Source organism: Burkholderia sp. HI2761 (assembly GCF_002223355.1).
Taxonomy (GTDB): Bacteria; Pseudomonadota; Gammaproteobacteria; order Burkholderiales; family Burkholderiaceae; genus Burkholderia.
Genome location: NZ_NKFN01000004.1, coordinates 1,434,794 through 1,451,165 on the forward strand (window position 1 = coordinate 1,434,794; position 16,372 = coordinate 1,451,165).

The 16,372-nt window shown below is 66.2% G+C and carries 15 protein-coding genes; 2 read left to right on the forward strand and 13 right to left on the reverse strand.

The window, feature by feature from the left end; genetic code table 11:
* Nucleotides 1–15 precede the first annotated feature (15 nt).
* The 11 genes from hflK to ndk form a co-directional block, all read right to left on the reverse strand.
* A complete protein-coding gene (gene hflK, locus CFB46_RS13475; protein ID WP_027784578.1) occupies nucleotides 16–1,362 on the reverse strand; it encodes an FtsH protease activity modulator HflK in 1,347 nt (448 codons plus the stop codon).
* A gap of 47 nt (nucleotides 1,363–1,409) precedes the next feature.
* Nucleotides 1,410–2,582 carry a GTPase HflX gene (gene hflX / locus CFB46_RS13480; protein ID WP_179235074.1) on the reverse strand — a complete coding sequence of 391 codons (1,173 nt, stop codon included), beginning with the start codon at nucleotides 2,580–2,582 and terminating at the stop codon, nucleotides 1,410–1,412.
* A 72-nt stretch (nucleotides 2,583–2,654) separates the two neighbouring features.
* Nucleotides 2,655–2,894 (reverse strand): RNA chaperone Hfq, encoded by a 240-nt coding sequence (gene hfq / locus CFB46_RS13485; protein WP_006399927.1) that lies wholly within the window; start codon nucleotides 2,892–2,894, stop codon nucleotides 2,655–2,657.
* Between the two features lie 141 nt (nucleotides 2,895–3,035).
* Nucleotides 3,036–4,373 carry a ribosome biogenesis GTPase Der gene (gene der / locus CFB46_RS13490; protein WP_089500256.1) on the reverse strand — a complete coding sequence of 446 codons (1,338 nt, stop codon included), beginning with the start codon at nucleotides 4,371–4,373 and terminating at the stop codon, nucleotides 3,036–3,038.
* Nucleotides 4,374–4,620: 247 nt separating this feature from the next.
* Entirely contained in the window at nucleotides 4,621–5,766 is a 1,146-nt protein-coding gene (gene bamB / locus CFB46_RS13500) for an outer membrane protein assembly factor BamB (protein WP_089500257.1), read from the reverse strand.
* A 41-nt stretch (nucleotides 5,767–5,807) separates the two neighbouring features.
* On the reverse strand, nucleotides 5,808–6,437 hold the full coding sequence (locus CFB46_RS13505; protein ID WP_006478678.1) for a tetratricopeptide repeat protein: 630 nt from the start codon (nucleotides 6,435–6,437) through the stop codon (nucleotides 5,808–5,810).
* A 55-nt stretch (nucleotides 6,438–6,492) separates the two neighbouring features.
* On the reverse strand, nucleotides 6,493–7,833 hold the full coding sequence (gene hisS / locus CFB46_RS13510) for a histidine--tRNA ligase (RefSeq protein ID WP_027784582.1): 1,341 nt from the start codon (nucleotides 7,831–7,833) through the stop codon (nucleotides 6,493–6,495).
* A 20-nt stretch (nucleotides 7,834–7,853) separates the two neighbouring features.
* Nucleotides 7,854–9,158: a flavodoxin-dependent (E)-4-hydroxy-3-methylbut-2-enyl-diphosphate synthase gene (gene ispG / locus CFB46_RS13515; protein WP_027784583.1), complete on the reverse strand. Its 1,305-nt coding sequence runs from the start codon at nucleotides 9,156–9,158 to the stop codon at nucleotides 7,854–7,856.
* A gap of 112 nt (nucleotides 9,159–9,270) precedes the next feature.
* Nucleotides 9,271–10,287: a helix-turn-helix domain-containing protein gene (locus CFB46_RS13520; RefSeq protein ID WP_089500258.1), complete on the reverse strand. Its 1,017-nt coding sequence runs from the start codon at nucleotides 10,285–10,287 to the stop codon at nucleotides 9,271–9,273.
* A 163-nt stretch (nucleotides 10,288–10,450) separates the two neighbouring features.
* A complete protein-coding gene (gene rlmN / locus CFB46_RS13525) occupies nucleotides 10,451–11,590 on the reverse strand; it encodes a 23S rRNA (adenine(2503)-C(2))-methyltransferase RlmN (protein ID WP_089500259.1) in 1,140 nt (379 codons plus the stop codon).
* A gap of 55 nt (nucleotides 11,591–11,645) precedes the next feature.
* A complete protein-coding gene (gene ndk / locus CFB46_RS13530; RefSeq protein ID WP_027784586.1) occupies nucleotides 11,646–12,071 on the reverse strand; it encodes a nucleoside-diphosphate kinase in 426 nt (141 codons plus the stop codon).
* 249 nt (nucleotides 12,072–12,320) lie between these two features.
* Between ndk and CFB46_RS13535 the strand changes: the two genes are divergently transcribed.
* Complete coding sequence (locus CFB46_RS13535; RefSeq protein ID WP_006484459.1) at nucleotides 12,321–13,019, forward strand: Bax inhibitor-1/YccA family protein; 699 nt, start codon at nucleotides 12,321–12,323, stop codon at nucleotides 13,017–13,019.
* Between the two features lie 63 nt (nucleotides 13,020–13,082).
* Here CFB46_RS13535 and rlmD read toward each other — a convergent pair whose 3' ends face one another.
* Nucleotides 13,083–14,480, reverse strand: a complete 1,398-nt coding sequence (gene rlmD / locus CFB46_RS13540) for a 23S rRNA (uracil(1939)-C(5))-methyltransferase RlmD (RefSeq protein WP_089500260.1) — start codon at nucleotides 14,478–14,480, stop codon at nucleotides 13,083–13,085.
* Nucleotides 14,481–14,707: 227 nt separating this feature from the next.
* On the opposite strand from rlmD, the gene CFB46_RS13545 reads away from it, so the two are divergent.
* Complete coding sequence (locus CFB46_RS13545) at nucleotides 14,708–15,562, forward strand: endonuclease/exonuclease/phosphatase family protein (RefSeq protein ID WP_089500261.1); 855 nt, start codon at nucleotides 14,708–14,710, stop codon at nucleotides 15,560–15,562.
* Nucleotides 15,563–15,592: 30 nt separating this feature from the next.
* Here CFB46_RS13545 and CFB46_RS13550 read toward each other — a convergent pair whose 3' ends face one another.
* Nucleotides 15,593–16,369, reverse strand: coding sequence for a 3'-5' exonuclease (locus tag CFB46_RS13550; RefSeq protein WP_089500262.1), 777 nt, complete (start codon nucleotides 16,367–16,369; stop codon nucleotides 15,593–15,595).
* Between the last annotated feature and the right edge of the window lie 3 nt (nucleotides 16,370–16,372).

A 16,372-nucleotide genomic window follows, 5' to 3' on the forward strand; every position in this document is an offset into this window, starting at 1 on the left:
GTTCTGCGCTCCCCGTTACTTCGTATCGTCTTCACGCGACCGGCTGCGAAACGCGTCGCGCGATCGCAGCACGTCGACACCCGACGCGGTGGCGGCCGGTGCGGCGCTCGCCGGCGCGGCTGCGGCTGCCGACGGCGCCGTGGCCGCCGGTGCCGACGCCGCATCGGCGGCGGACGCGCCGGTCGAGGTCGCGGCGTTTTGCCGCCCCTGCTCGACGAGCTTGTCGAGCGGCAGGTACACGACGCTGTTGCCGCCCTTGTTGCCGACGAACACCTTCGTCGCGTTCGAATAGATTTCCTGCATCGTCTCGAGGTACATCCGCTCGCGAATGACCGCGGGCGCCTTCGAGTACTGCGCGTAGACCTGCTTGAAGCGGTCCGCGTCGCCTTCGGCTTCCGTGACCACGCGATCGGCATACGCCTTCGCTTCGTCGACGAGCTTCGCCGCATCGCCCTGCGCCTTCGGCAGCAGGTCGCTCGCATACGCCTGCGCGGCGCGCTTCGCGGCCTCGCGCTCGTCGCGCGCCTTCGCGACTTCGGCGTAGGCGGCCTGGGTCTGGTCGGGCGCCGCGACGCTCTGCATCGTGACGGCCGTCACCTCGAGCCCCGACTGGTAGCGATCGAGATCGCGCTGGATCGCGCTGGAAAGCTGCTCGCGCAGCGCATCGCGGTCCTGGTTCAGCATGTCGGCCGCGCTGCGCGTGCCGACGATCGCGCGCACCGCGGCCTGAGCGGCCTGCGACACGCTGCGCTCGGGATCGACGCTGCGGAACAGGTAATCGGTGGCGGAACGGATCCGGTACTGGACGATGAAACGCACGTCGACGATGTCGGCATCGCGCGTCAGCATCGCGGCCTCCTTGACGTTCGCGAGGCGTACGACGTTGTTGCGGCCGATCTCGATCGAGCGGACCTGCGACGTGTCGACGATCTCGTGAGACGCGAACGGATACGGCGCGCGCCAGTGCACGCCCTGGCCGACCGTGCCCGACACCTTGCCGAGCTGCAGCACGACACCCGTCTGGCCTTCCTGCACGACGAACAGCCCGCTGCCCGCATAAACCGCGACCAGCACGCCGATCACGATGCCGACGCCGACCCGTGCGGCCCGGCCGTTGTCGGGACGGAAGCCGTTGCCGCCCTTGCCGCCGAACAGGCCGCTCAAGCGACGGTTGAAGTTACGCCACATCTCGTCGAGATCGGGCGGACCGTCGCCGTCGCCGCCTTGCGGGCGTTTCGATTCGTTCGCGCGGGGGCGGGATCCGTCCTTGCCATTGCCTTCGCCGCGTCCCCAGCGGGGATCGTTGATCGACAGCAAGGCGCGCATCCGCCGCCAGGTACTCCGCTCGTTGTATTCGTTCACCAGAATTTGTTCACCAGATTGGACGCCGGCGAACCGGCCGGGACCGGTTAGCGCCCGTGTTCGGAAATCGTGTGGTCTTCGTGCGGTTCAGCGGACGTGCCATCGAGCGCGTCGGGCAACGTCGCGCTGGAAAGGTGTTCCGCGGAGGCGATTTCGGCGATGGCGGCGCGCAACGTATCAAGACCCTGACCGGTGCGCGCGCTCAAAAAGACGCGCGAAATATTACCATACTCGTCCCGCTCGACCGCGTCGCCGCGGGCCGCCAGCTCGGGCACCGCGTCGATCTTGTTGAACACCAGCACCTGCCGGATCGTGTCCGCGCCGATCTCGTGCAGCACGCCGTTGACCTGCTCGATCTGCTCGAGCCTGACCGCGCTCGACGCATCGACCACATGCAGCAGCAGATCCGCATGGATCGTTTCCTCGAGAGTCGCGCGGAACGCCGCGACGAGCTGGTGAGGCAGCTCGCGGATGAACCCGACCGTATCGGACACGACGATCTGCCCGACCTCGTCGCCGAGATACACGCGCCGCGACGTCGTATCGAGCGTCGCGAACAGCTGGTCGGCCGCGTATGCCTGCGCTTTCGTCAGCGCATTGAACAGCGTCGACTTGCCCGCGTTCGTATAGCCGACGAGCGACACCGACATCGTGCCGCTGCGCGCGCGCTGCCGGCGCTGCGTGCTGTGCTGGCGGCGCAACCGGTCGAGCCGCGACTTCAGCATCTTGATGCGTTCGCCGATCAGCCGGCGGTCGGTTTCGAGCTGGGTTTCGCCGGGGCCGCGCAGGCCGATACCGCCCTTTTGCCGCTCGAGGTGGGTCCACGCGCGAATGAGCCGGGTCGACAGGTACTGAAGCTGCGCGAGCTCGACCTGCAGCTTGCCTTCGTGGCTGCGGGCACGCTGCGCGAAGATGTCGAGGATGAGGCTCGTGCGATCGATCACGCGCCTGTTAAGCGCCTGCTCCAGATTGCGTTGCTGGGCGGGCGCCAGGGCGTGATTGAAGATGACGATTTCGACGTCGTGCGCGTCGCAGGCAAGCCGCAGTTCTTCGGCTTTGCCGCTGCCGATGAACATCTTGGCATCGGGACTTGAGCGACGACCCGTGAGGGTGACGGCGGGACGGGCCCCCGCGCTGGAGGCGAGAAGACTGAGTTCTTCGAGACTGGCTTCGAAATCGGTCTTGCCGAAATCGATGCCGACGAGCGCTGCGTTGATCAAATTATCGGGTGTCAAGATAAGGCGGCTGGCATCGGTCGCTCGCGGCGACCGGATGCCGGCCGCTGCAATAGGTTAGGACGAAGCTTCCGCGTCCGGGTGGAAATTCACCGGGCGCGCCGGCACGACCGTCGAGATGGCGTGCTTGTAAACCATCTGGGTCACCGTATTACGGAGCAACACGACGTACTGGTCGAACGATTCAATGTTCCCTTGAAGCTTGATGCCGTTGACGAGGTAGATCGAAACGGGAACGTGCTCTTTGCGCAGTGCGTTCAAAAACGGGTCTTGTAACAATTGCCCTTTGTTGCTCATGGCGTACTCCATCTTTTTTTGCAGGTTGATCTGAATTGGCGGCGAAGAAAAAGAGATCCGGCGCCAATCGCTACACTATAGCCGATTTTGCCTGCCCCGCCCGGGCCTAGGCCATGCGGCCTGGCCGTTGCGGGGCATGCTTCAGCCCTTGTCCGCGTACGGGTTGTTCGACGAACGGAACTCTATGCGCAATGGAGTCCCGGTCAGCGAGAAAGTTTCGCGGAACCGGTTTTCGAGGTAGCGCTTGTAGGTTTCCGTCACCGCGTCGAGCGCGTTGCCGTGGATCACGATGATCGGCGGATTCTGGCCGCCCTGGTGCGCGTAGCGCAGCTTCGGACGCACCGGGCCGCGACGGCGCGGCTGCTGGAACTCGACGGCCTCGATCAGCGCGCGCGTGAGCTTCGGCGTCGGCAGCTTCGTCATCGCCGCCGCGTACGCGTCGTCGACCGAACGCATCAGCGCGCCGATACCCGTCTTCTTCGCGGCCGAAATGAAGTGCGATTTCGCGAAGTCGAGGAATTTCAGCTTGCGGGTCAAATCCGCTTTCGCGCGGTCGCGCGCGTGGTCGTCGAGGCCGTCCCACTTGTTGACGCCGATCACGAGCGCGCGGCCCTGCTCGACGACGAAGCCGGCGATGTGCGCGTCCTGGTCGGAAATGTCCTGCTGCGCATCCAGCAGAAGAATGACGACGTTCGCGTCGGAGATCGATTGCAGCGTCTTCACGACCGAGAACTTCTCGATCGCCTCGAACACCTTGCCGCGACGTCGCAGGCCGGCCGTGTCGATCAGCGTGTATTTCTTGCCGTTACGCTCGAAGTCGACGTAGATCGAATCGCGCGTCGTGCCCGGCATGTCGAACGCGATCACGCGGTCTTCGCCGATCAGCGCGTTGACGAGCGTCGACTTGCCGACGTTCGGACGGCCGACGATCGCGATCTTGATGCCGCGCGACGGATCGTCCACGTCCGCTTCCTCGGGCTGGCCCGCGTACGCGACCTCGAGCGCCTCGTTGATCATGTCGGTCACGCCGTCGCCGTGCGCGGCCGAGATCGCGCGCGGATCGCCGAGCCCAAGCTCGTAGAAGTCCGTCGCGACCGCCGTGTACTTCATCCCCTCGGCCTTGTTGACGACCAGGAAGATCGGCCGGCCGGTCTTGCGCAGGTAGTCGGCGATCGACTTGTCCTGCGGCGCGAGCCCGTTACGGCCGTCGACGATGAACACGACGACGTCGGCTTCCTCGACGGCCTGCCGCGTCTGGCGCGCCATTTCGTGCAGGATGCCGTCCTTCGCGACGGGCTCGAAGCCGCCGGTATCGACGACCAGATACGGCCGTTCGCCGACGCGCCCTTCGCCGTAATGGCGATCGCGCGTGAGGCCCGGCAAATCGGCGACCAGCGCATCGCGCGAGCGCGTGAGCCGGTTGAACAGCGTGGATTTCCCCACATTGGGGCGCCCAACGAGGGCAATGACCGGTTTCATCTGAGTTTTCTACGGTGAAGCGCAGCAGCGGGAGGCCCGCTGCTGCGGGCGGCTGCGCTGAATGAAAATATCACGAATTCGCGCCGCGCCGAATGCGCGCGCCGGGCGCGCGTTGCGCGCCGTCGTCTTTCGTCTCGAACTGCCTTTCAAATACCGAGCGGCCGGGAACACCGGCCGCCTTCAAGTCGCGCGGCCGCGGCGCGCGGGACCCGCCCGCCGCGCCACGGCCACGCTGGTTTCCTGCGCGTCAGCGCGGGCGGAACCCGTACAGGCCGCCGTCCTTCGTCTGCACGACGAGGGTATTGCCCGCGAGGACCGGCGCCGCCGTAATCGCGCTGCCGTCGGTCTTCATCCGCGCGATGAAGCTGCCGTCTTCGCGCGACAGGAAGTGCACGAAGCCCTTGTAATCGCCCATCACGACCGCATGCCCGAGCAGGTACGGCACGCCGACGTCGCGGCTCTTCAGCTTGTCGTTGCGCCAGAGCTGGTTGCCCGTGGCCGCGTCGTACGCGGTGACGACCGACCAGTCGTCGCCGCCGGCGACCACCGAATCGTCCTGCGCGAGGCCGCTGCGGCTCGAGAACGGCTTTTCCCACAGCGGACGCCCCGAGTTCGCATCGAAGCAGCCGAGCTGACCCTGGAACGTCACCGCGCAGGCTTGCGCACCCACGAGCGTCGGCGGGCCGCTGACGTCGTTGATGCGCTCGACCTCGGTCACGCCCTTCGGGAACGACACCGGGGTCTGCCAGAACGGCTCGCCCGTCTGCAGGTTGATCGCGACGAGCCCGCCGCCCGGGAAGCCCGCCAGCACGGCCGCGTCGCCCGCGAACGTCATGCCGGCCGACACGCGCAGGTTCAGCGGCACCGCGCGGTTGCGGTAGTTCCACTTCTGCTCGCCCGTCTGCGCGTTGAACGCGATCACCTGGCCGTCGATCGTGCGGACGACCACGAGGCCGTTACCGACGAGCGGCGGCGAGAAGATCTCGCCCTGCACGCTGGTCTTCCACAGCTGCTTGCCGTCCGGGCCCAGCACGAACACGCCGCCCTTCAACGCACCGACCGCGGTCAGGTTGCCGTCGCTGCCGACACCGGCCGACAGGTCCGAACCGACCTTCGAGCGCCAGAGCGTCTGGCCCGTCTTCGCGTCGATCTTCTCGACCGAACCGTTTTCGCCCGCCGCATAGACGGCGTCGCCCACGGCCACAGGCGAGAACAGGTAGCGTCCGGCCTTGCCGACGCTCGCCTTCCAGACCTGTTGCACGTCCATGACGGGCTTGAACTCGGTGAGCGGCGTCGGCACGCGGCGCGCGTCCTTCGACGACGAGCAAGCCGCCAGAGCGAGGACAGCCGCCGCGCAGGCAACGGGCACAGCGTAACGTTTCAGCAAATTCATCGGTTAGCGAAGCAGAGTTAAGAGGTTGAGGGGACCGGGATTCAGCCGCCGAGCGCGTCCAGCTTGAACTGCACGAGCTGGCGCGCAGACTGGTCGTCCTTCGACAGGCCGTCGAGCGCGAGCTTGTAAGCCGCGCGCGCATCGTCGGTCTTGCCTTGCGCGGCCAGCAGATCGCCGCGGCGATCGGCCACGAGGCCCTTGAATGCATCGACCGGCGTACCCGACAGCAGCGCGAGGCCCGCATCGTACGCCTTCTCGTCGAGCAGCAGCGACGCGAGGCGCAGCTTCGCGATCTGCTTGTACTCGTCGTCCTTGGCGTGATCGACGGCCCATTGCAGCTGCGCCTTCGCGCCAGCCGCGTCGCCGGCCGCATACAGCGTCTTCGCGGCCGCAAGGGCCGTCATCTGCGCATACGGCGTGCTGCCGAACTTGTCTTCCATGTCGGCAGCCGCGCGGGCCATCGTGGCCTTGTCGTTCGCGGCGGCAGCCTTCTGGACCTGCTCGTACAGCCCGGACGCCTCGGCAGCCTGACGGCGCTGCCAGTAGTTCCAGCCGTTGAAACCGGCCGCGACGACGAGCGCCGCGAGCACGATCCACGTGGTGAGGTTGCCCCAGCGGGCCCACCACGCCTTGAGACTTTCAATCGATTCTTGTTCGTCGTGATAACTCATCGGCGAGCGATTCCTTCCTGTTCAGGCTTTTCTTGTCGAGCGAATGCGAGCGCGATCAGTCGTCGCCGTCTTCGGCGGATGCAACCATCGCATTGATTAGGAATTCGGTCAAGCTTTCGACCGGTACGGTCTGCTGAACGTTCTTTTCCCCTTCCGCACCCGCGCCGCGCAACGCTTTCACGCCCACCGTGCCGTTCGCGACCTCTTCTTCGCCGAAGATCACCGCGAACGCGGCGCCGCTTGCATCGGCCCGCTTCATCTGCGACTTGAAGCTCGCCGGCGCGCCGTCCGCGCTGCAGTGGAAGATCACGTCGAGGCCCGTGTCGCGCAGGCGCTCGGCCGCGATGAACGCCTGTTCGCGCGCGGTTTCGCCCTGATGCACCACGTACACGTCGACGCCTTCCTGCTCGGGCGCCAGATCTTCTTCCTTCAGCAGCTCGAGGATGCGCTCGATGCCCATCGCCCAGCCGCACGCGGCGGTCGGCTTGCCGCCGAGCTGCTCGATCAGCGGATCGTAGCGGCCGCCGGCCGCGACCGTGCCCTGCGCGCCGAGCTTGTCGGTCACCCATTCGAACACGGTCAGGTTGTAGTAATCGAGGCCGCGCACGAGACGCGGGTTGATCTTGAACGGAATGTTGTTCGCGAGCAGCAGGCGCTGCAGCCCGTCGAAGTGCGCGCGCGATTCGTCGCCGAGGAAGTCGATCAGCTTCGGCGCGTTCTGCGCGATTTCCTGCAGCGCGGGATTCTTCGTGTCGAGCACGCGCAGCGGGTTCGTATACAGGCGGCGCTTTGCGTCCTCGTCGAGCACGTCGGCAAACTGCTCGAGGTACTTGATCAGCTCGACGCGGTGCGCGGCGCGCTCCTCGGCGAGACCGAGCGAGTTGATCTCGAGCTTGATGCCGGTCAGGCCGAGGTCGTCCCACAGGCGCTGGCACATCATGATGATCTCGGCATCCGCATCGGGACCCGCGAAGCCGAGCGCCTCGACGCCGACCTGGTGGAACTGGCGATAGCGGCCGCGCTGCGGACGCTCGTGACGGAACATCGGGCCGATGTACCACAGGCGCTTCGGGCCGTCGTACAGCATGTTGTGCTCGATCGACGCGCGCACGACGGCCGCGGTGTTTTCCGGGCGCATCGTCAGGTTCTCGCCGTTCAGCGCGTCGGTGAAGCTGTACATCTCCTTCTCGACGATGTCGGTGACTTCGCCGATGCCGCGCGTGAAGAGCTGCGTATGTTCGACGATCGGCGTGCGGATGTTCTGGTAGCCGTACGCGCGCAGCAGCGATTTCACGGTAGCTTCGAAGAATTCCCACAGGCCGGCATCCTGCGGAAGGATGTCGTTCATGCCTTTGACGCCGGTGAGCTTCTCGATCTTGCGTTTCTGTTCGGTCATCGTTCGTGTGTGTGGACGAATTAGTTCAGGGCCTCGGTGCGGCCGTAATTGCGTGCGACGTAGTCGCTGACGATCTGCTGGAATTCCTCGGCGATCCGCTCGCCGCGCAGCGTCTTGACCTTCTCGCCGTCGATGAAGACGGGCGCGGCCGGGTTCTCGCCCGAACCCGGCAGGCTGATGCCGATGTTCGCGTGCTTCGATTCGCCCGGGCCGTTGACGATGCAGCCCATCACCGCGACGTTCATCTTCTCGACGCCCGGATATTCCTTGCGCCAGGCGGGCATCTGCTCACGCAGGTAGGTCTGGATCTGCATCGCGAGTTCCTGGAACAGCGTGCTCGTCGTGCGGCCGCAGCCCGGGCACGCGATCACCATCGGCGCGAACGAGCGCAGGCCCATCGTCTGGAGGATTTCCTGGCCGACGATCACTTCGCCCGTGCGCGACGCGCCCGGTTCCGGCGTCAGCGAGATGCGGATCGTGTCGCCGATCCCTTCCTGCAGCAGCACGCCGAGCGCCGCCGTCGACGCGACGATCCCCTTCGAGCCCATGCCGGCCTCGGTCAGCCCGAGGTGCAGCGCGAAGCCGCAGCGGCGGCCGAGTTCGCGGTACACGGCGATCAGGTCCTGCACGCCGCTGACCTTGCACGACAGCACGATGCGGTCGCGGCCGAGGCCAAGCTCCACCGCGCGTTCGGCCGAGCCGATCGCCGACTGGATCAGCGCCTCGTACATCACGCTTTGCGCGTCCCACGGCTGCGCGCGCGCGCCGTTCTCGTCCATCATGCGTGCGAGCAGGTCCTGGTCGAGGCTGCCCCAGTTCACGCCGATCCGCACCGGCTTGTCGTACTTCGCCGCGGCTTCGATCATCTGCGCGAACTGCGTGTCGCGCTTCGCGCCCTGACCGACGTTGCCGGGGTTGATCCGGTACTTCGACAGCGACTCCGCGCAGCCCGGGTAGTCGCGCAACAGCAGGTGGCCGTTGTAGTGGAAATCGCCGACGAGCGGCACGCTCACGCCCATCCGGTCGAGCTGCTCGCGAATCGCCGGCACCGCGGCCGCGGCTTCGGGCGTGTTGACCGTGATGCGCACCAGTTCGGAGCCCGCGTTCGCGAGTTCCTTGATCTGGATCGCCGTGCCGATCGCATCGGCCGTGTCGGTATTCGTCATCGACTGCACGCGCACCGGTGCGTCGCCGCCGATCGTCACGAGTTGCCCGCCCCAGCGGACATCCACCGCATGCGATACACGGCGCGGCTGATGCCCGCCGAACACCGGCTCGGTTGAACAAATCTGACTGCTGCGTGGGGATTGAGCTTCGGATTGCATCGATAGATCCATTTACGCGGAATGCGCCGCGACGCGACGCATGAATTGAAAAAGCGCCGTGCCCTCACGGCCTGCCGAGATCGACGGCAAGCCTTCGCCACGGCGCTTGACGTCAGGGCAACGTGAACCGCGCCACGTTACCCCGCGCTGCCGAATATTTTGCCGGATCGACCGGTTTTCCGTCGAACGCAACCGCGTCGAGGCCGGCCTTGTTGCCGATCGTGACCTTGAACGGCCCCTCACCTGCAACCTGCTTCGTTTCGCCGGCTCGCACCAGCGCCGAGAACAGCTCCTTGCCGTTCTTGTCGCGCACGCTGAACCAGCAATCCTGCTTGACCTTCAATTCGATCATCGACTGGCCTGCCGCCACCACGACGCTCGCCGGCTGGGCCGGCGCGGCCGTGCTCGCCGCCGCCGTTGCCGCCACGGGCTGCGATGCCGCGGCCGTCGCGACCGGGGCCGCGGGCGCCGGAACAGCCGACGCAATCGCCTGCGCCGGAGCAGCCGATGCGGTAGCCGGCGCCGGAACCTCATTCGTCACCGCCGCCGACGCGCCATTCGTGGCCGCTTCTTCGGCAGACGACGATGCCGCCGCCGCGCTCGCGGCCGACGCATGCTCGGCGTCGCCGCCCTTGAAGCGCGCGAGCAGGCTCGCCGAATCGCCGCCAGTGTGCCACATCAGTACGGCGACCACCGCGACGACGACGATCCCCGTTCCCCACAGCCACGGATGGTGGCGCGACGAGCTGCCCAACGGAATCGACACGCGGCCGCGCGGCAGATCCGTGCCCGACGACGCGGGCATCGACAGGTCGACTTCCGGCACCCCGCGCTCGCGGCGCAGCGCCTGCGCGAACGGTTCCGGATCGACGCCGAGCATCTTCGCGTAGCTGCGCACGACCCCGAGCGCGAACGTCACGCCGGGCAAATGGCTGATGTCGCCGGCCTCGAGCGCCCGGAGCTTTTGCGGTGCGACCTTGAGTCGCGCCGACACGTCGTCGACCGACCAGCCCTTCGTCTCTCGAAGCTGCGCCAGCCGGCTGCCGACCGCCGCCAGCGATTCCAGTCCCGCCGGTGCCGGCTTCGCGGCATTCGTCTCTGCGCCGTTAGACGGCTGCGGCTCACTCATCCTTGTCCTCGCGTCGATTCTTCTTCACTGGCGGCTGCCGCCGGCTTCCGCCGGCCGGCACCCGCAACGGTTCATACCATGCGCGGCGCCGAGGCGCCGCGACCGATCGCTATTCGCGTGTTGCACCGCCAAAGGGTTCGGGCACCCCGGCCAGGTGCCCCCGTCAAACTGCCCGAACTTCGATGATTTTTCCTGCTGCGCCCGTTCGTTCCGCCAGGCGCGTACGATCCTTCACCGCGCCGGCCAGTTGCCCGCACGCGGCGTCGATGTCGTCGCCGCGCGTCTTGCGCACGGTCGTGACGACACCCGCGTCGATGAGGACCTGCGCGAAGCGCTTGATCTGCTCCGGCTTCGAGCGGATGAGGCCCGATTCCGGAAACGGATTGAACGGGATCAGGTTGAACTTGCACGGCACGTCGCGTGTGACGGCCAGCAGTTCGCGCGCATGCGCTTCGGTGTCGTTGACGCCGTCGAGCATGCAGTATTCGAACGTGATGAAGTCGCGCGGCGCGACTTTCAGATAACGCTGGCACGCAGCCATCAGCTCGCGAAGCGGATACTTCTTGTTGAGCGGCACCAGCTCGTCGCGCAGCGCATCGTTCGGCGCGTGCAGCGAAACGGCCAGCGCGACCGGCAACTCGGCGCCGAGGCGGTCCATCATCGGCACCACGCCGGACGTCGACAGCGTGACGCGACGGCGCGACAGGCCGTACGCGTTGTCGTCGAGCATCAACCGCATCGCGGGCACGACCGCGCTGTAATTCAGGAGCGGCTCGCCCATGCCCATCATCACCACGTTGGTGACGACCCGTTCGGCCTTGCCGTTCGGGCCGGGCGCGCGGCCCAGCGACGCTCGCAATGCAAATTCGGCCATCCGGAGCTGGCCGATGATTTCGGCTGTCGACAGATTGCGGGAGAAGCCCTGCTTGCCCGTCGAACAGAAGCGGCAGTTCACCGCGCACCCGGCCTGCGACGACACGCACAGCGTGCCGCGCGTCTCTTCCGGGATGAACACGGTTTCGACCGCATTGCCGTTTCCGACGTCGATCAGCCACTTGCGCGTGCCGTCGGCGGAAACGTGATCGCTGACGATGTCCGGCATCACGATCGATGCGCGGCCCTTGAGCTTCTCCCTCAGGGACTTCGCGAGATCGGTCATGCCGTCGAAATCGCCGGCGTTGTACTGGTGGATCCAGCGCTGCAACTGCTTGGCGCGGAACGGCTTCTCGCCCAGGCTGCCGCAGTACGCGACAAGACCCTCGGCGTCGAAGTCGAGAAGATTGACGGAAGTTTCGCTCGTCATGATGTGCTGCCTTGCCGCGTGCGCTGAATCCTGCCTACTTGCTGTCAGCCAGGGCTTAACGCGAGTAAACGTTCATTTCCGGGAAGAAGAACGCGATTTCGACCGCTGCCGTTTCCGCAGCGTCCGAGCCGTGCACGGCGTTCGCGTCGATGCTGTCGGCGAAGTCGGCGCGGATCGTGCCCTTTTCCGCCTTCTTCGGATCCGTCGCGCCCATCAGGTCGCGGTTCTTCAGGATCGCGCCTTCACCTTCCAGAACCTGGATCATCACCGGGCCCGAGATCATGAAATCGACGAGATCCTTGAAGAACGGACGCGCTGCGTGAACCGCATAGAACTTCTCTGCGTCGGCGCGCGACAGGTGTGCCATGCGCGATGCGATGATCTTCAGGCCGGCGCCTTCGAAACGGCTGTAGATCTGGCCGATCACGTTCTTTGCCACCGCATCCGGCTTGATGATCGACAGGGTGCGCTCGATTGCCATAAAAACTCCAAAAAATTAAGAAGTTACAGGTTCAAATGAATCCGCTATTGTAGCACGATCCCGTGTATCATTGCGATTGAACCCTTACACGAATGAAAGGTTCAGAATCCATATGTTTTGTGCCTCCGAGCCATTGAAACCTCGCGGCACGGAACGTATCTTAGCCATAGCTGCCCCGGTTTGCTGCGCCGCACATCGCGCGCGCCGAACCGGCCCCGGACGCTCACGCGTTCAATGTTAGGAGAAACCATGAACGACTATCCGTACAATTTCGGCCGCGGCGGTTCCGTCAGCACCGCCGAGGTTCGCAACCGCGTGCTGCGGAACACGTACTGGCTGCTCGCGCTGTCGATGGTGCCGACCGTGCTGGGCGCCTGGGTCGGCGTCGCGACGGGCTTCTCGCTGTTCGCGGCCACGAGCCCGATGATGAGCCTGCTCGCGTTTTTCGCGATCGCGTTCGGCTTCATGTTCGCGATCGAGCGGACCAAAAACAGCGCGGCCGGCGTGTTCGTGCTGCTCGGCTTCACGTTCTTCATGGGCCTGATGCTGTCGCGACTGCTGAGCTTCATCCTCGGCTTCTCGAACGGCCCGTCGCTGATCATGCTCGCGTTCGGCGGCACCGGCATCATCTTCGCCACGATGGCGACGATCGCCACCGTCAGCAAGCGCGACTTCTCCGGGCTCGGCAAGTGGCTGTTCATGGGCGTGATCGTGATCCTGCTCGCGTCGGTCGCGAACATCTTCCTGCAACTGCCGGCGCTGATGCTCACCGTGTCGGTGCTCGCGATCGCGATCTTCTCGGCCTACATGCTGTTCGACGTCCAGCGCGTCGTGAACGGCGGCGAGACGAACTACATCTCGGCCACGCTCGCGATCTACCTCGACCTGTACAACGTGTTCACGAACCTGCTCGCGCTGCTCGGCATCTTCGGCGGCAACCGCAACTGACGTTCGCTGCGCACCATGAAAAAACCGGCCCGCGGGCCGGTTTTTTTACGTCCGCCGCCCGGCTCAGTCGCGCTCGAACAGCGCGATCGATTCGACGTGCGACGTATTCGGGAACATGTTCACGACCCCGGCGCCCTTCAGCCGGTAACCGGCCTCGTGCACGAGCAGGCCCGCATCGCGCGCGAGCGTCGACGGGTTGCACGACACGTAGACGATGCGCTTCGGCAGCGGGCCTTCGCCGCTCTGCGCGATCTCGGCCAGCGCCTTCGACACGGCGAGCGCACCTTCGCGCGGCGGGTCGATCAGGAACTTGTCGAATGCGCCGAGTGCGCGGATGTCGTCGCCCGTCACTTCGAACAGGTTCCGGCACGCGAACGTCGTGTGGCCGTCGACACCGTTCTCGCGTGCGTTCGCCAGCGCGCGCGTGGTCAGCGTGTCGCTGCCCTCGATGCCCATTACTTCGCGCGACAGCCGCGCGAGCGGCAGCGTGAAGTTGCCGATTCCGCAGAACAGGTCGAGCACGCGATCGTCGCGCGACGGCGCGAGCAGGCGCAGCGCCCGGCCCACCAGCACGCGGTTGATCTGGTGGTTGACCTGCGTGAAGTCGGTCGGCTTGAACGGCATGCGGATGCCGAATTCCGGCAGCGTGTAGTCGAGCGATACGTCGAGCGGATAGAACGGCGTCACCGTGTCGGGGCCCTTCGGCTGCAACCAGAACTGCACGTTGTGCTCGTCCGCGAACGCGCGCAGCAGCGCTTCGTCGTCCGCATTGATCGGCTCCAACACGCGCAGCACGAGCGCGGTGACGGCCGAGCCGACCGCGAGTTCGATCTGCGGCATCCGGTCGCGAATCGACAGCCCTTCGACGAGCCGGCGCAGCGGCACGAGCATGGCCGACACGTGCGGCGGCAGCACTTCGCAGCTCGTCATGTCGGCGACGTAGCTGCTCTTCTTCTCGTGGAACCCGACCAGCACGCCGCCCTTCTTCGCCACGTTGCGCACGGTCAGGCGCGCACGGTAGCGATAGCCCCACGACGGACCGTGGATCGGCGCGAACATCGTTTCCGCACGCAGCTTCGCCAGATGCCACAAGTTGTCCTCGAGCACGCGCTGCTTGACCGCCACCTGCGCGCGCATGTCGAGATGCTGCATCGAGCAGCCGCCGCAGGTGCCGAAGAATTTGCACTTCGGCTGCGTGCGCATCACGCTCGGGCGCAGAATGTCGACTACCGTCGCCTGCTCGTAGCTCGGCTTGCGGCGATAGCTCGAATAAGTCACGCGCTCGCCCGGCAGCGCGCCTTCGACGAAGATCACCTTGCCCGGCTGACCGTCCTCGGTCATCGTGCGGCCGACACCGCGCGCTTCCATGTCGAGCGATTCGATCTCGAGAACCGGGGCGGGCCCGGGCGCGACGGGCGCGTTTTTCGATTTGCGCGCAGAAGTGGGGACGGCTTCGGACACCAGCTTTTCCTGACAAACGTTGAAGAAGGCGAGATTGTAGACGACGAAGGCGCCCGTCGCGCGCTTTGGATGACGCAGGCGCCGAACTTGCGCACGGACAGCCCTGTGGGGCGCCCGGGCGGCCCTGCAATGCGGCTTCGGGATGCGCCTGCGGCGAGCCGAGCCGAGCCGCAAAACGGCCCGGCAACGCCCGAGGCCCGACATTCCGCTCGACAGGAGATTCGACCATGCGATTGATCGACTGGAACATCCAATGGGGTCGGGACGCCGACGGCGTCGTCGATCTTTCCCGCACCGTCGCGGCCATCCGTCAACTCGGCGATTTCGACGTGCTGTGCCTGCAGGAAGTCACGCGCGGCTTCGATGCCCTGCCCGGCCGGCCGGGCCCCGACCAATTCGCCGAACTCGCCGCGCTGCTGCCCGGCTATACGATCGTCGACGCCATCGGCGCCGACCTGCCGGCCATCCGGCCGGGCGCCCCGCGCCGCCAGTTCGGCAACGCGATCGCGACGCGGCTGCCGCTCGGGCGCGTGCGGCGCCAATCGCTGCCGTGGCCGGCCGACGCCGGCGCACCGTCGATGCCGCGCGTCGCGCTCGACATCGAATTGCAGGCGCCCTTCGGATCGTTACGCGTGATCACCACGCATCTGGAGTATTACTCGGTGCGCCAGCGGCTTGCGCAGGTCGACGCGCTGCGCGACCGGCATCGCGAGGCCTGCGCGCACGCGGCACACCCGGCTCCCGCCGAAACCGCCGAGGGGCCGTTCAGCGCGACCGGACAACCGCGCGAGGCGATCGTCTGCGGCGATTTCAACAGCCCATTCGATAGCGACGCGTACCGGCGCTTCCTGGAGCCGATCGCCGACGCGCCGAGTTTCGTCGACGCCTGGGTCGCACGGCATCCCGGTCGTACGCCGCCGCCGACGGCCGGCGTCTACGATACGGTGCAATGGTCGGAGGGGCCGCTCGCGTGCGATTTCGTGTTCGTGACCGACACGCTGTTGCCGCGCGTCGTCGGCTGCAGGATCGACGGCGACGTACGCGCGTCCGACCACCAGCCGGTGCTGCTCGAACTGGCCTGATCGCGCCGGTTGCGGCACGGGCCGCCCGCGCTACGCGTCGAAGCCCGCCAGGTATTCGACCCAGTGCGGCGCCGGTTCCTGCGCAAGCGCGTTCTTGACGATCAGAATCTCGTCCGCGTACTCGCTCGGCGTCAGGCCGCCGCGCATCAACTGGAACCGGCAATACAGCAGGTAGGTGTTGACGACGTCGGTTTCGCAATAGTTGCGGATTTCGTCGATCCGCCCGTCCCGGAACGCCGGCCATACCTGGCTGCCGTCCATCCCGAGCTTGCCCGGAAAGCCGCACAGCTTCGCGAGCGCATCGAGCGGCGCGTTGGCGCGCGCCTGATACATCGCGAGCACGTCCATCAGGTCGGTATGCCGCGAGTGATAGCGCGAGATGTAGTTGTTCCACTTGAATTCGCGGTCGTCCTCGCCGAGATCCCAGTAGCGGGTGGCGGGAATGCCGTGCACGAGCGCGCGGTAATGGAGGACCGGCAGATCGAAACCGCCGCCGTTCCACGACACGAGCTGCGGCGTGTATTTCCCGATCACGCGGTAGAACGACTGAATCAGCGTGGCTTCGTCGTCCTGCGGCGTCCCGAGCGAGCGCACGCGAAAACCGTTGTTGTCGCGGAATACGCACGAGATCGCCGCGATCCGCTGCAGATGGTGCGGCAGGAAATCGCCGCCGGTCTTCTCGCGGCGTGCGGCGAATGCGTGTTCGGCCACCGCGGCATCGTCGAGCGTCGCGGGCAGGTCTTCCAGACGGCGAATGCCGTCGACATCGGGAATCGTCTCGATGTCAAAAACAAGAATCGGAGTCATCGG

What these genes read in the sequence shown, in the direction of transcription:
- CFB46_RS13535 (WP_006484459.1), top strand. Translation starts at nt 12,321, where the DNA reads ATGAACGACTATCCGTACAATTTCGGCCGCGGCGGTTCCGTCAGCACC.
- hisS (WP_027784582.1), bottom strand. Translation starts at nt 7,833, where the DNA reads ATGACCGAACAGAAACGCAAGATCGAGAAGCTCACCGGCGTCAAAGGC.
- hfq (WP_006399927.1), bottom strand. Translation starts at nt 2,894, where the DNA reads ATGAGCAACAAAGGGCAATTGTTACAAGACCCGTTTTTGAACGCACTG.
- CFB46_RS13505 (WP_006478678.1), bottom strand. Translation starts at nt 6,437, where the DNA reads ATGAGTTATCACGACGAACAAGAATCGATTGAAAGTCTCAAGGCGTGG.
- ispG (WP_027784583.1), bottom strand. Translation starts at nt 9,158, where the DNA reads ATGCAATCCGAAGCTCAATCCCCACGCAGCAGTCAGATTTGTTCAACC.
- bamB (WP_089500257.1), bottom strand. Translation starts at nt 5,766, where the DNA reads ATGAATTTGCTGAAACGTTACGCTGTGCCCGTTGCCTGCGCGGCGGCT.
- der (WP_089500256.1), bottom strand. Translation starts at nt 4,373, where the DNA reads ATGAAACCGGTCATTGCCCTCGTTGGGCGCCCCAATGTGGGGAAATCC.
- CFB46_RS13545 (WP_089500261.1), top strand. Translation starts at nt 14,708, where the DNA reads ATGCGATTGATCGACTGGAACATCCAATGGGGTCGGGACGCCGACGGC.
- CFB46_RS13520 (WP_089500258.1), bottom strand. Translation starts at nt 10,287, where the DNA reads ATGAGTGAGCCGCAGCCGTCTAACGGCGCAGAGACGAATGCCGCGAAG.
- ndk (WP_027784586.1), bottom strand. Translation starts at nt 12,071, where the DNA reads ATGGCAATCGAGCGCACCCTGTCGATCATCAAGCCGGATGCGGTGGCA.
- rlmN (WP_089500259.1), bottom strand. Translation starts at nt 11,590, where the DNA reads ATGACGAGCGAAACTTCCGTCAATCTTCTCGACTTCGACGCCGAGGGT.
- CFB46_RS13550 (WP_089500262.1), bottom strand. Translation starts at nt 16,369, where the DNA reads ATGACTCCGATTCTTGTTTTTGACATCGAGACGATTCCCGATGTCGAC.